We start from the raw sequence: 14,651 nt of genomic DNA, 5'->3' as shown, positions 1-14,651 counted from the left end.
CCGACGCCGGCGGCCAGAGCCTGGCCCAGCCCGCCGACACCGGCAGGTCGGGCGACTCGTCAGGCCGCCATCTTCGCCACGTCGTACGCCTCGACGAAGTCCCGTGCCGCTGGCACCTGGTCGGCCACCTGCCCGAGGTCGGCCCGCAACCCAGCGAGCCGCTTACGGCCACGCCCGGACTTCAGGTCGGCGATCTCCGGCAGCGCGTCCAGCGCGACGGTGCCTGCTGCGGTGGAGTCGCCCTGCTGGTGCAGCGCGATCGCCAGGCTGACCTTGCCGAGGATCTGATTCCGCCGATAGACAGGGTCGTGGTGTGCCACCCGAGCCTGCAGACAGGAAATCGCCCGGTCGGGGCGGCCGAGCGCCAGGTGCGACAGCCCTTCCGCTCCGTTGACCTCGCGCTCGCCGACATGCCAGGTGTAGGGCGGGTCGTCATCGCTGGGGCCACGATCGAGCGCGGTCTTGGCTCTAGCGAGTGCGCGGTTGAACTCGACGGCGTCGCCCATCAACGCCGACGCGTGCGTGGTCCGCAGGTGCAGCAGGCTGGTAAGCCGAGGAGTGGCCCAGGGTGCCGAAATGCGGAGGGCTGCCTCGGCAATCTGCACCGACTCGACCGGCCGGGCGTCCCTGACCAGCATCGCCATGATCGCCAGCACTTGGACCTCAAGGTGCGGATCGTCGCGCAGTCGAGCGCGGACGATCGCCTCCTGCAGGTAGCGGCGCGACTCGGCACGCCGCTCCGCATCCAGTGCGAGCCAGCCGATCCAGGCTTCCAGATCGCCGAGATTGCTCTGCAGCGCGTCCCCGACCTGCCGGGGATAGGTGGCCTCCCGATCCCAGCGGGTCAGCCGCCGGTGCATGGCGATGGCGATGTCGCAAAGCCTGCCGCCACCGGCCGCCGCGTCGGCCCGCTCAAGGCTCGCGATGGTGGCCGACACCTGCTGCAGGTGCTCCATGCTCAGGTGCTGCGGCACATCGGGCGCGGTGACCCAGTCCCGCAGCGGGCTGGCGATGCCCAGGCCCGCCAGAGCAGCATTGATCGTGAACGCACGCCGGTCCGTAAGATCACCTCCATTGTCGTCCCCCGATGTAACGGTACCGCCCCAATCGTCGATGTCCAGAGATCGGTTTTCTGGCTCCCCGGCGAGCAGGGCATCGAGTTGATCGACCGAGGTCCCGAGCGCTTCCGCGAGTCGTGCTCGGGTGTACGGTTGCGGCTCGGCCTTACCCCGCTCCCACCGGGCAACGGTGGTGCGATCGACCTGCAGGCGCTCGGCCAGCCCTTCCTGGCTGAAGCCGGCCGCCCTGCGCCTCCTGATGAAACTGTCCCGCCGTCCGGTCAACTGGACGCCCTCCCGTCGCGGCCCGTGTCCACGGTGCACACAAGTAACGCAGATCGGAGAGATCAATTCAACGGCCTGTGGACAACTCGCACTCGCCACCTTTCGTGGAATTTCCACGACCCTCGGCCGTCGAATAGCATCCAGCGTTTCGGGAACTCCGTACCAGATGGCAAGCTGTCTGGGGCACCATGCCACGCATGGACGACACCAGCATCGACGGACTCGCGCCGGTCACGGTGGTACGCGACGGCGAGATACGCGCAGCGGGACGGCGGCTCGACGACGTCATCGTCTACGACTGGGGCTTCCGGCTCAACGGACGGCACCACGAGCAGCGCAGCTACGTACTGCTCGATGACGGGTTCCAGATCAACCAGCCGGTGATCTTTCCACCGGCGCAGCAAGGGTGGTGGTACTGCGACCTGGTCCGGGTGTCAGGCACCGACACCGAGATCGTCGTCGACGACCTATGGATCGATGTCATCGTCGGACCACCCGACCATCCTTACCGGGTGCTCGACCTCGACGAGTACGCCGCAGCGGCCAGAGATGGCGCGTTGACGCCGGCCGAGGCGGCCGACGGGCTCGTCCGCACCCAACGCTTCCTCGACCGCCGGCTGAACCGACGCCACGAAACCCTGCGCACCTGGCCCGACTTCCCGCCGGAGACCGTCACCAGGCTCGCCGCCCTGCGTTTCGACCGCAGCTGGACCCGGCTCACCTCGCCACGTCATGCTCCTCGACGAAGTCCCGCGCCCTGAGGCGACGTGCAGCGCGGCGTCGTAAGCTCTGAGTGTGACGCTCTGGACCGCAGCAGATGCCGCCCGCAATGCCGCCGCCGAGCTGGCAGGCGGCGGCGGTCCTCAGCACGCCTTCCGCTGTCTCCTTCAGCTCCTTGACGACTACCAGCGAGCACTGTCCACGGATGGTGTTGCCTCTGGAGCGACGCTGTTCGCAACGGTGCCACCCGAAACTGGCGACGTTCGGGTAGACGCCGCTCTCGCTGGATTGGCCGAACATCTCGCCCGCCGGGATGGCTGGCGGCCACCGGCCTGGGCCTTCGACCAGAAGCGGTACGCAAAGCCCTGGTGGTTCGTATCGGGACTCAAGTCCTGGCATGCCACCGCAATCGTCGAGTCACCACTGGCATTCCGCAAGCGCGGTGTGTTCATCACAGAATCGGCGTTAGTGCGAGTATGAGCCTTCTCGATCGCAGCCAGATTATTCATCTGTTCAACGAGCTCTCCGCAGAGCTGCGCAACCAGGGCATTCGCGCTGAAGTCTTCCTGGTCGGTGGTGCGGCGATGGCTCTCGCCTACGACGCTCGCCGGGCGACCCGGGACATCGATGCCATCTTCGCCCCGAAAACCGGAGTGCACCTGGCGGCCGCTGCCGTGGCAGCCAGAAACGATCTTCCCGACGACTGGCTCAACGATGCCGTCAAAGGGTTCCTCCCTGGATCGGATCCACAAGCACGCCAGGTGTTCGAGAACGACTCTCTTCGCGTCGACGTCGCCTCACCTGAGTATCTCCTCGCCATGAAACTCCTGGCGGCAAGAGAACAGGACATTGATGACATAGCCATCTTGTATCGGCTTTGCGGATTCACCACAGCGGCGCAAGGACTTGACCTGGTCGAGTCCGTGTATCCAGGACGACCGATCGCCCCCAAGGTTCAATTCATGCTTGAGGAGCTGTTCCCGGATCCAGCCGAGCAGTAGCGACGAGCGCTTCCGGCGCGCAGCTACGCCAAGCCGGACTGGCTCACACGCCGACGCTCGCCGGCACACGGCACCCGGGATCCGCCACGTTCCGGCCGGTCGGACCAGGTGGGGTGTCGACCGGCTCGGCTAGGGTCTGGCCGTGCTGATCACGGACGGGCCCAACGGCGAGAAACACCTGCTCGATGTGCTGATCGCAGCCGCCGACACCGCCCCCGATCAGACGGTCACGCACGTTCGCGGAGACGGGACCGAACGCGTCGTCACGCACCGGCAGCTGCGCGACGAGGCGCTGAAGGTCGCCGGTGGGCTGCACGATGCCGGGATTGCGGCCGGCACGCCGGTGATCCTGCTGGCCGATGCCGGCGACGACTTCCAGCCGATGTTCTGGGGCGCGCTGGCGGCCGGGCTGGTGCCCGTACCGCTGCCGGCGGAACCGACCCGGGTGGCCGGCGTGCGTGACCTGCTCGGCGGCGTACCGGTGATCGTCGACGATGCCTGCGCCCCGGTCGCGCAAGCGGCCGACGCACCGGCGCTGCACCTCGCCACGCTGCGGGCCGACGGGCGGACGCCACGTCGGCTGCCGGCACCCGACCCCGACAGTCCCGCCTTCCTGCAGTTCTCCTCCGGCAGCACCGGCACCCCACGCGGCGTCGAACTGCGGCACCGCAACGTGCTGGCCAACCTGCGGCAGATCGGCCAGGCCGCCGCGCTGACCGCCGACGACGTCTCGGTCAGCTGGATGCCGTACTTCCACGACATGGGGTTGATCGGCACCCACCTGGCGCCCCTGGCCGCCGGGCTGCGGCAGGTGCGGATCGGCCCGCTGACGTTCGCGAAACGGCCGCTGCTGTGGTTCAGCGTCGCGCACCGGCACCGCTCCACGCTGCTGTCGGCCGCCAACTTCGCCCTCGCCCTGGCCGTCCGGAGGGTGCCGGCCGAAGCCCTGGCCGGGCTGGACCTGAGCGCCGTACGGCTGATGATGGTCGGCGCGGAGCCGATCTCGCCGGTGGTGTGGCGGGCGTTCGTCGAACGGACCCGGCCCGCCGGGCTCGACCCGGCCGCACTGCAACCGGTGTACGGGTTGGCCGAGGCGACCCTTGCCGTCACCGTCCCGCCGCTGGGCGAGGTCGCCGTACCGGTGCGGGTGGACCGGGCGGCGCTCGCGGTCGGCACGGTGCAGCCGGCCGGCGAGGGTGACCCGGGCGCAGTGGAGTTCATGGACGTCGGGCTGCCGGTGCCCGGCTGCGAGGTACGGATCGTCGACGACGCCGGCTGCGTCGCCGGTGACGGTCAGGTCGGCCGGATCGAGGTACGCGGCCCGAACGTGGCCGCCGGCTACCACGGTGATCCGGCGGCCACCGCCGAGGTGTTCGTGGACGGTTGGCTGCGTACCGGTGATCTGGGGTTCTTGCGCGACGACGGCCGGCTATGCGTGACCGGCCGGAACAAGGACGTGGTCTTCGTCAACGGCCGTACCTTCCACGCCGCCGACCTGGAGGAGGTCGTCGCCGGCACGGCCGGGCTGCCATCAGGGCGGGTCGCGGTGATCGGCTGCACCGACCATGCCAGTGGTGCCGAGCGGATCGTGGTGTTCGTGCAGTGGGCCAACGCCGTGGCGCCCTCAGCCGACGCCGGTGCGGTGTTGGCGCAGGTGGCGGCCCGGATCGTGACGGCGACCGGGCACGACCAGGTACGGGTGCTGCCGGTGCCGCCCGGGGCGTTCCCGCGTACCACCAGCGGCAAGCTGCGCCGTCCCCTGCTGCGCCAGCGGTACGCCGCCGGTGACTTCGCCGCGGTCGAGCAGCGCTGGGCACCTTCTCCGCTGCCACCATCACCCGCTCAAGATCCCGACGATCTTGCACTTATCGTTGGACAATCCGGACAAAAGCTCGCGATAACTGCAAGATCGTCAGGGAGGTGGGGGGCGGAGAGGAGGGATGGGAGGCGGGACGAGGTGGAGCAGGTGGTGTTGGCGGTGTGGGCGAAGGTGCTGCGCCGGCCCGTCGACGAGATCGGGTTGCACGACCGGTTCACCACGCTGGGCGGTTCGTCGCTGCAGGCGATGGAGGTGCTGGCGGGGCTGGAGGACGCGTTCGGCCGCGAACTCGACCCGGCCGAGCTGCGGGAACGGGCGACAGTGGCGGCACTGGTCGACCATCTGCTCACCCCGGTGAAGGGTGCGAACGGCAGGACGAGGCGCCTGGCGGGCAGCGTGGCGCAGAAGGTGGCCGGCGGCGCAGCCGCCGAGGTCCCTACCCGGCCGGGAGATGAGGTGGCGGTCGTCGGATTGGCCTGCCGGTTCCCCGGTGCGGACAGCCCCGACGAGTTCTGGCGGCAACTGCTCGACGGGCACGACAGCGTCGGCGAGATCCCGCCGCAGCGCTGGCAGCACGACACCGACACCGGCACCGCCCGCTGGGGGGCGTTCTTGGACGACCCGGCCGGCTTCGACGCCGACTTCTTCGCCATGTCCGACACCGACGCCGACGTTACCGACCCGCACGCCCGGATCTTCCTGGAGTTGGCACACGAGGCGTTGGAACGCGCTGGGTACGCCGGGCCGCGTCGGCACGGCCGCCGGGTCGGGGTGTTCGCGGCGGTCGGCGAGAGCGGCTACGCCGAACTGCTGCGCGCCCAACCGGAGGGTGCCACCCACCCGGCCGCGCTGGCCGGCAACCTACGCAACCTGATCCCGGCCCGGGTCGCGCAGGCTCTCGACCTGACCGGGCCGGCACTCGCGGTCGACACCGCCTGCTCGTCGGCGCTGGTCGCGCTGCACCTGGCGGTCCGCAGCCTGCGCGAGCGCGAATGCGACCTGGCGGTGGTCGGCGGGGTCAACCTGAACCTGACGCCGACCGGGCACCGGCTGCTGGATGCCGCCGGGGCGCTGTCGGCCACCGGCCGGTGCCGGGTCTTCGCCGCCGCCGCCGACGGGTTCGTGCCTGGTGAAGGCGGGGCCGCGCTGGTCCTGGCCCGCGCCGACGACGCCCGCGCCGCCGGGGACGAGCTGCTTGCCCTGGTACGCGGGACCGCCGTCAACAACGACGGCCGCTCGCTGAGTCTGCTGGCACCGAACCCGTTGCGCCAACGGGAAGTGATCGCCCAGGCGTACCGGGACAGCGGCGTCGACCCGACCATTGTGTCCTACGTGGAGGCACACGGGACGGGTACGGAGCTCGGCGACCCGGTCGAGGTACGGTCGTTGGCGTACGCCTTCCCGCCGCGCCCGGACGGCCGGCCCCGGCTGCTCGGCTCAGTCAAGTCGAACCTCGGTCACCTGCTCAACGCCGCCGGGATGCCGGCTCTGGTCAAGGTGATACTGGCGCTGCGGCACCGGCAACTGCCGCCGTCGCTGCACGTCGACACCCCGTCGCCCCGGCTGGACCTGGCCGGCGCCGGATTCGAGGTGGTGACCGGCGCACGGGACTGGGTCGACGACGACGCTCCGCTGACCGCCGGGGTGAACGCGTTCGGGTTCGGCGGCACCAACGCGCACGCAATCCTGCAGCAGGCCGATCCGGCACCGGCACCGGCATCGCAGCAGGCTGCCGGGGCGACAGTTGAGCGGGCCGGGGCGAACAGCGCCGGGCCGCCGTACCTGCTGACCTGCTCGGCGGCGACCGAGGTCGCGTTGCGGCAGTCGCTGCGGGACCTCGCCGCCCACCTCGACGCCCACCCTGATCTGGATCCCGGCGACGTCTGCGCCACTGTGAACACCCTCCGGGACGACCGGGCGCACCGGGTCGCCGTCGTCGCCGACAGCACCGCCGGGCTGGCCGCCGCGTTGGCCGCCGCCGCGTCCGGCCCGGTCACCGAGGTGGTACGCCGGCCGCGTACCGCCGTGGTGGCGCTCGACGGCACGGCCGACGACGCGACCGGGCCGGCGGCGGTCTGCCGGCGGCTCGCCGACTGGGGGGTGGTGCCCGATGCCGTCGTCGGCGACGACGCCGACCAGCTGCGGGGCCTGCTCGACCAGGGATACGACCTGCTGCTCGGCGTCGACCCGCACCAGCTGACCCGGGCGGTACGCGAGGCGTCGCCGGAGTCGGCCGACCGGGTCGAGGTGCTGTCGGTGCCGCCGACCGACGACGACGGCCCGACCGGCCCGACCGGGCTGGTTCGGCTGGTCGGGGCGTTGTGGCAGCGCGGGGTCGCCGTGGACCGGGTCCGGATGGCCGGCGGTCGGCGGCGGGTCGCCGTACCGACGTACCCGTTCCAGCGGCGCCGGCACTGGCTGCCGGCGACCATGAAGGACGATCTGGTCCATCAGGTGCGCTGGTCGCCACTGCCGGTGCCGGCCGGGCTATCCCCCGCCTCGGTGCACCTGACCGGGCCGGGCACGGTGGCCGGCGGCCCGCTGGCGGACGGGCTGCGCGACCGGCTGGCCGCCGACGGCATCGAGCTTGTCACCGGGACCGGTGACGCCGAGCTCGTCGTGTACCTGGCCAGCGTCGACCCGTTCGACGTCGACGGCGGTGTGGCCGGGCTGGACGCGGCCGTCGACGCCACGCTGCACGGCGTGACCGGGCTGGTCGCCACGCTGCCCGAACGCGGGTTCCGGCTGCTGGTGGTCACCCACGACGCGGTCGGCACCGGGGCGGCCGGGGAACGGCCGGACCCGGTGCAGAGCCTGGTCACCGGGCTGTCGGCGGCGCTCGCCGACGAGCATCCCGACAGCGTTGTGTCCGCAGTGGACTTATCGCGGGCCGACGACGTACCGGCCCGGGTGGACGCGCTGGCCGCCGAGGTGGCGACCACGCACGCGGAGTCCGGTCTGGTGGCGTGGCGGGCCGGGCAGCGGCTGGGCCCCCGACTCGTCCCCGCCGCGCCGCTCACCGACGAGTCCGCCGCCGGCAAGCCGAGTGGCGAGGAGCCGACACCATCTGTCGACGCCGACGGCGTACAGCTGATTGTCGGCGGCACCGGTGGCGTCGGCGCCGCGCTCGCCGCGGACCTGGCCGCGCGCGGACACCGCCGGATCGTGCTCGCCGGTCGCGCCGCCGCCGCACCGGACGGGCTGGTCGACCGGCTGCGGACCCTCGGCGCGCGGGTCGACTACCGCCGGTGCGACATCACCGACGCCGCCGACGTCGACACGCTGATCGCCGGGCTGCCCGACCTCGCCGGGGTGTTCCACGCCGCCGGGGTGGTCCGGCCAGGTCCGCTGCGGTCGAGGTCCGTGGCGCAGCTGCAGGCCGTGCTGGCGCCGAAGGTACGCGGCGGCCACCTGCTCGTCCAGGCGCTGCGCCGGTACGGTCGACGCCCGGCGACCGTGGTGGCGTTCACCTCGGTCAGCGCGCTGCTGCCCGGACTCGCCGGAGGAGTCGGCGACTACGCCGCCGCCAACGCCTTCCTGGACACGTACGCCGCTGTCGAACAGGCTGCCGGCCAGCCGCTGCGTACCGTCGGGTTCTCGGCCCTGGCCGACGCGGGGATGGCCGCGCATCCGGCGCTCGCGGCGCGGCTGGCCGCCCGGGGTCTGCCGGCGTTGCCGTTCGACGACGCCCTGCCGGCGCTGCGGTCGGCGCTGCGCCGACCCGCCGCCCACCTGGTCGTCGCCCGGCTGACCGCCGCGAACGTGCCTCCAGCTGACGCCGTGCCGCAGCCGCAGGCAGTGTCGAGTGGTGACGCGGGTCGGCAGGTCCACAGTCCGGGTGAGATCAGGGACCTGCTGCGGCGGCTGCTCGCCGACGCGCTGGACTGCGACCCGGCGCGGATCGACGACGACACGCCGTTTCTCTCCCTCGGCCTGGACTCGCTTACCGCCATCGACCTGGTCAAGATCCTCGAAGGCGAGCTCGGCCGGCCGCTGCCGACCATGCTGCTGTTCGAGCACGGCACGATCGCCGCACTCGTCGACCGGCTGGCGGATCCGGCACCGCTGCCGTCTGCGGTTACGCCGTCTGCCGACGGTGACGCGGAGTCGTTCGCGTTGTCCGGGGTGCAGCGGGCGTTCCACACCTTGCACCGGTTCTACCCGCAGGTGGCCGCGTACGGCTTCGTCCGGCACGCCGTCACCGGGCCGCTCGACGCCGACCTGCTCGGCCAGGCCCTCGACCAGCTGACGCGCCGGCACCCGATGCTGCGGATGCGGTGGACCGACGGCGACGGCGACGCGGCGCCCCGCCAGCTGATCGGCCCGCCGACGCCGCTGACCGACTGGTACGCCGTCCACGACGCCGGCCAAGCTGGCGGCGACGGTGACGTCGAGGCGCTGACCGAACGGCTGTGCAACGAGCCGATCGACCTGACCTGCCGGCCGCCGCTGCGGGCCGACCTGATCCGTACCGGTCCCGCCGACGCTCAACTGCTGCTGGTGCTGCACCACGCCGCCGGCGACGGGGCCAGCCTGAGTGTGCTCAGCGAGGAGCTGTGGCAGGTGTACGGCGCGTTCGCCGCCGGCCGCGTACCGCAGTTGCCGGCGGTGCCGACGACGTTCCGCGACCAGCTGGCCGCCGCCGCCCCGGCACGCGAGGAGGACCTGGCCTTCTGGCGGGAGACCCTGGCGTCGTGGCCGGCCGGGCTGCGGCTGCCGTGGCGTGACCCGGCCGCACCGCCCGCGCCGCCGTACGCGGCCCATCAGGTCAGTGTGGACCCGCCGACGGTGGCCGCGCTGACCCGGGCGGCCGCCGCCGCGCAGGTGTCGCTGTTCCACCTGCTGCTCGCCGGGTACGCCCGGTGCCTGGCCCGCGCCAGCGGGCAGCGCATCGTCACCGTGTCGGTGGCGCGGGCCGGCCGCGACGCCCGGCTGCCCGGCGTCGACCGGGTCGTCGGGCCGTTCGCCGACACCCTGCCGGTGACGGTCGACGTCGACCCGGCCGAGCCGGCGGCCGACCTCGCGCACCGGATCCTGGCCGCCTGGCTGGTGGCGCAGCGGCACGGCACGGTCGACGCGGTCGACCTGGCGCGGGCGACGCCGCGACCCGACTACCCCACTGGCGGCGGCGGGCCGGTCACCGCCAGCCCGGCCAGTTTCAGCTTCGCCCGTTTCCCGGTCACGCCCGACGCGGACTGCCCGGTACGGGTGTCGCCGGTGGCCGCCGGCACCGCGTCGGCCAGCACCCGGCTGGGCCTGCTCTGCTGGCCCGACGGTGAGCGGCTGCGGTTCGCCTGGAACCATCCGGCGGCCTTGCTGGACCGGTCGACCGTCGCCGGGCTGGCCGCCGATTTCCTGGCCGAACTGGCTGACCTGGCCAAGCTGGCTGAATCGACGTCTGCGGAGTCCGTTGAGGGCACGGCACCCTCGGTGGTGGAGCGGATCGGGCAGGTGTGCCGCCGGCACGCCGACGCGGTCGCCGTCGCCGACGGCGCGGTACGGATGACGTACCGGCAGTTGGACGCCGCCGCCGACCGGGTCGCTGCCGCGCTGCGCCGCACCGGGGTCCGCGCCGGTGACCTGGTCGGGATGCTCACCGCGCGCGGCCCGGCCGCCGTCGCCGCCGTCGTCGGGGTGCTGCGCGCCGGGGCCGGCTGGGTGCCGCTGGACGTCGCCCACCCGGCGGCCCGCCTCAGTGACCAGCTGCGGCGAAGCGGCGCTCGGGTGCTGCTGCACGACGCGGCGTCCACCGTGCTGGTCGACGCACTGGCCGATGCGCAGGCCGGGCTGGTGACGGTCGACGTCGACGCGGCCGTCGCCGATGAGACCTCTGTGGACACGGTGGTGCGGGGGGCGGTGGCCCCTGACCCCGACGGTACGGCGTACATCATCTTCACCTCCGGGTCGACCGGCCAGCCCAAGGGTGTGCCGGTCAGCCACCGGTCGATGGGGAACTACCTGCGGTGGGCGGTCGACACGTTCGGCTACCACAGCGACGACCGGCTGGCGCAGACGTCGTCGTGGTGCTTCGACGCCTCGGTCCGGCAACTGCTGGCACCGCTGCTGGTCGGGGCGACGGTCGTCGTCCTGGATCAGCGGCTGCTGCGCGACCCCGACGAGGTGCTGCGCCGGGTCGAACACGACCGGATCACGGTCTGGAGCTCGGTGCCGACCCTGTGGAGCCAACTGCTGGCGGCGGCCCGGCGGCGTACCGCCTCGGGTGGGCGACCGGACCTGTCGGCGCTGCGCTGGATCCACGTCGGCGGCGAGGCGCTGCCGCCCGGGCAGGTACGCGGCTGGTTCGACCTGTTCGGCCCCGGGCACCGGATCACCAACCTGTACGGGCCGACCGAGGCGACCATCAACGCCGCCTGGTTCCTGATCGACCGGCGGCCCGCCGACGGCCTGCGGCGGGTGCCGATCGGCCGGCCGGCGGCCGGCGCGACCCTCGCCGTCGTCGACGCCGACGGGCGACCCTGCCCGCCGGGCGAAGCCGGCGAGCTGCAGATCTCCGGGCCCGGGTTGACCAGCGGCTACCTGGACGATCCGGAGCAGACTCAGGCGGCGTTCACTCACCGCGACGGCCGACGCTGGTACCGCAGCGGCGACCGGGTCCGCGTCGGCCCCACCGGTGACCTCGAGTTCCTCGGTCGGCTCGACGACCAGGTGAAGCTGCACGGCCACCGGATCGAGCCGGCGGAGATCGAAGCGGCGCTGGGCGAGCACCCGGCGGTCAGCGGCGCGGCCGTGCTGCACCAGGCGACGCCGTACCCCCGGCTGGTCGCGTTCGTCGAGCTGGCCGACAGCGTGACCGCGTTCGAGGCGGAAACGGCCGCCGCGCTGCGCCGGCATCTCGCGGACCGGCTGCCGCCGCAGTGGGTGCCGGCCCGGATCCGACCGGTACGGGCGCTGCCGCTGACCGCCACTGGAAAGGTGGACCGGCAGCTGCTGGCCGGGCTGCTCGACGACGAGCCGGCACCAGTTGACGGCGGAGCGCGTACCGGCACCGAACGGCAGGTGGCGCAGGTGTGGCAGGCGGTGCTCGGGGTGCCGGCCGTGCACCGCGACGACGACTTCTTCGCCCTCGGCGGTGACTCGATCGTGGCGATCGAGGTCTTCGCCCGGCTCCGGGAGCGGTTCCCTGCCGTGCCCGGCCCGGCCGTCATCTACGACCACCGGACCCTGGCCGGACTGGCCGCCGCGATCGACACCGCCGCACCGGAATCCGAGGCGGCGACGGCACCGAGATCGGAGGCAGCACCGGACGCGGTGCCGGCAGTGGTCGACGCGTACGACCCACGGCCGTTTCCGCTGTCCCCGGCGCAGCGGGGGTTCCTGCTCGCCGAGGCCGCCGCGCCGGGCAGCAGTTCGACCTGGCTGGCCCGGCTGCGGCTGGCCGGTCGGCTGGACCGGCGACGGTTCCAACGGGCCGTCGACACCGTCGTGGCCCGGCATCCGATGCTGCGGACGGTGTTTCCCGCCGGGGCACGGCCGCCGGTGCAGCAGGAGCTGCCGGCGACGCTGCGCCTGCCGGTGCGGTTCGAGCGCGTCGCCTCGGCCGGTCAGGTCACAGAGATCGTGGCCCGGGAACGGCAGCGGCCGGTGGAGCCGTGGGCCTGGCCGTTGCTGCGGCTGCTGGTGCTGACGCTCACCCCGGACGAGCATGTCCTGGTGGTGCACGCCCATCATCTGATCGGCGACGGCTACAGCGCCGCGCTGCTCGGTCAGGAACTGCTGGCGCTGCACGACGATCCGGCCACCGGCGAGGCGGCACCGCCGCCCCGGACCACGTTCCGCGACTACGTCGACTGGCTGCACCGCCAGGTGCCGGATCCGGTGGCGCTGCGCTGGTGGCGGGAGCGGTTCGCCTCGCCGTACCGGCCGCCGACGCTGCGCGAGCACACCGCCGATGGTGCAGCGCCGGCCCGCACCGGCGGGTTCACCTTGGACGGTACGGCCACCGCCGGGCTGCGTCGGCTGGCCGCAGCGGCGGGCACCACCGGGTACGCGCCGGTGCTCACCGCGTACCACCGGGGGTTGGCCCGGCTGACCGGCCAGGGTGACCTGGTGGTCGGGCTGACCGTGACCGGCCGCGACCATCCGCTGCCGGACCTGCACCGGCTGTTCGGCCCGTGCGCGGTGCTGCTGCCGCTGCGGCTCACCGACACTGCCCTGTCGGGTGACGGCGGGTTCGGTGCCGATCTGGCGCGGGTGGCCGCCGAGGTCGCCGCCGGCCGCCGGCACGGGCCCGACAGCGCCGGTACCGACGATGGACCGTTGGCGCTGCTCGGGGCGCAGTTCATTTTCAGCTCGTTGGACTTCACCGGGCTCGGACCGACGGCCACCGGCGGGCTGACCGTCGAGCCGGACGACACCGACAGTGAGCTGGAGCCGCCACCGGTCGGCACCGACGTCCTGCTGACCGTCCGGCCGGTCGGCGACGGGCTGCGCGTCGCCGTACGGGCCGCAGCTGCGGCGATGGACGCCGACCGATTCGCCGGCTTCGTCGCGGCGATCGAAGCCGACCTGGTCGGTGCGGCGACGACGGACACCGACCGGGTCACCGCCGCAGCCGGGACCGACCTGGTCGGCGCCGCTGTCGGCACCGCGTTGGACGCGGCGATCGTCGGCTACCTTCCGGCACCGACGCAGCTGGCGGCGCTGGCCGGGATGTCAGCGGTCGAGCTGCCCCGGGAACGCATCCGGGAACTGCTGTTCCCGACCGGGGCACCCCGGCTGCTGGAGGAGCTGGTCACCCCGTTCGGCCGGTCCGGGTTCGTCTGCCTGCCGGTCTTCGCCGACGAACTCGGGCCCGGTCTGGCGGCGGTGACCGCCGACGCGGTCCGGCTCGCCGCGCGGGCCGGTGCCCGCTGCGTGTCGATGGCCGGCATGCTGCCGTCGGTCACCGGCTACGGCTTCGACGTGGTCCGGCAGGTCGACTTCGACATGGTCCGGCAGGTCGACCCGGCGGTACGGGTGACGACCGGGCACGCGGCCACCGCCACCTCGGTGGTGCTGACCACGCTCGCCGCGCTGGCGGCTGCCGGCCGTGACCTGACCGCCGGCCCGTTGGCCGTCGTCGGGCTGGGGTCGATCGGCCGGTCGGCGGTGGAGCTGCTGCTGCGCCACGGTGGGCCGCACCCGCCCCGGATCGTGCTGGCGGACCTGCCGGGCAGCCGGCAGCGGCTGGTCGACTACCCGCAGCGGCTGCGCCGGCTGGGGTTCCGTGGCAAGCTGGTCTGGGCCGACTCGACCCCGGCCGTCGCGCCGGCGGTGTACGCGGCGGCGACGATCGTGGCGGCGGTGAGTGCCTCGTCGGCGATCGTCGACGTCGACCGGCTGCGGCCGGGTACGGTGCTGGTCGACGACTCGTTCCCGTACTGTGTCGACCCGGGCGCGGCGCTGGACCGGATGCGCCGCGACGGCGACGTGCTGGTGGTCGGTGGTGGCCTGCTCGACTGCGGTACGGTGCGCCGGCTGCTGCCCGCCGGGCTACCGCCGGTCGCGGTGGCCGGGTACGCCGCCCGTGGCGCGTTGCCGGACGCGGTGGCGTCCTGCCAGGTGGAGTCGTTGTTGCAGGCAGCGCGGCCGGATCTGCCGCTGGTGCACGGTCTGGTGGAGACGGAGTTGGCGGCGGCGTACTGGTCGGCGGCGCGGGCGGTGGGGATCACGGCGGCACCGTTGCATCTGGCGGGGACTGCGGTCGCCGAACTGGTCGCCGGGCGGCTGGCGCGTCGGCGGGCGTTGGGGCAAGGAGGACGGACATGA

General features: G+C 73.1%; 5 protein-coding genes. 4 read left to right on the top strand and 1 reads right to left on the bottom strand.

Annotated features, from left to right (window positions below; all coding sequences use genetic code 11):
- Positions 1–59: 59 nt before the first annotated feature.
- Positions 60–1,343, bottom strand: a complete 1,284-nt coding sequence (locus ACN28F_RS24750) for a helix-turn-helix transcriptional regulator (protein WP_421359927.1) — start codon at positions 1,341–1,343, stop codon at positions 60–62.
- 197 nt (positions 1,344–1,540) lie between these two features.
- On the opposite strand from ACN28F_RS24750, the gene ACN28F_RS24745 reads away from it, so the two are divergent.
- The 4 genes from ACN28F_RS24745 to ACN28F_RS24730 all read left to right on the top strand — a co-directional run bounded on the left by ACN28F_RS24745 (position 1,541) and on the right by ACN28F_RS24730 (position 14,651).
- Positions 1,541–2,104 carry a DUF402 domain-containing protein gene (locus ACN28F_RS24745; RefSeq protein WP_289210245.1) on the top strand — a complete coding sequence of 188 codons (564 nt, stop codon included), beginning with the start codon at positions 1,541–1,543 and terminating at the stop codon, positions 2,102–2,104.
- A gap of 34 nt (positions 2,105–2,138) precedes the next feature.
- Positions 2,139–2,543, top strand: coding sequence for a hypothetical protein (locus ACN28F_RS24740; protein WP_289210244.1), 405 nt, complete (start codon positions 2,139–2,141; stop codon positions 2,541–2,543).
- Positions 2,540–3,064, top strand: a complete 525-nt coding sequence (locus ACN28F_RS24735) for a DUF6036 family nucleotidyltransferase (RefSeq protein ID WP_289210243.1) — start codon at positions 2,540–2,542, stop codon at positions 3,062–3,064. Before ACN28F_RS24740 ends, ACN28F_RS24735 begins: the two co-directional genes overlap by 4 nt.
- 142 nt (positions 3,065–3,206) lie before the next feature.
- Entirely contained in the window at positions 3,207–14,651 is an 11,445-nt protein-coding gene (locus tag ACN28F_RS24730; RefSeq protein WP_421359925.1) for an amino acid adenylation domain-containing protein, read from the top strand.

The organism is Solwaraspora sp. WMMA2101 (assembly GCF_049179175.1).
Taxonomy (GTDB): domain Bacteria; phylum Actinomycetota; class Actinomycetes; order Mycobacteriales; family Micromonosporaceae; genus Micromonospora_E.
This window is presented reverse-complemented; position numbering and strand designations above follow the sequence as displayed.

Coding starts and splice junctions, on each gene's coding strand:
- ACN28F_RS24745 (WP_289210245.1), top strand. CDS start 1,541: ATGGACGACACCAGCATCGACGGACTCGCGCCGGTCACGGTGGTACGC.
- ACN28F_RS24735 (WP_289210243.1), top strand. CDS start 2,540: ATGAGCCTTCTCGATCGCAGCCAGATTATTCATCTGTTCAACGAGCTC.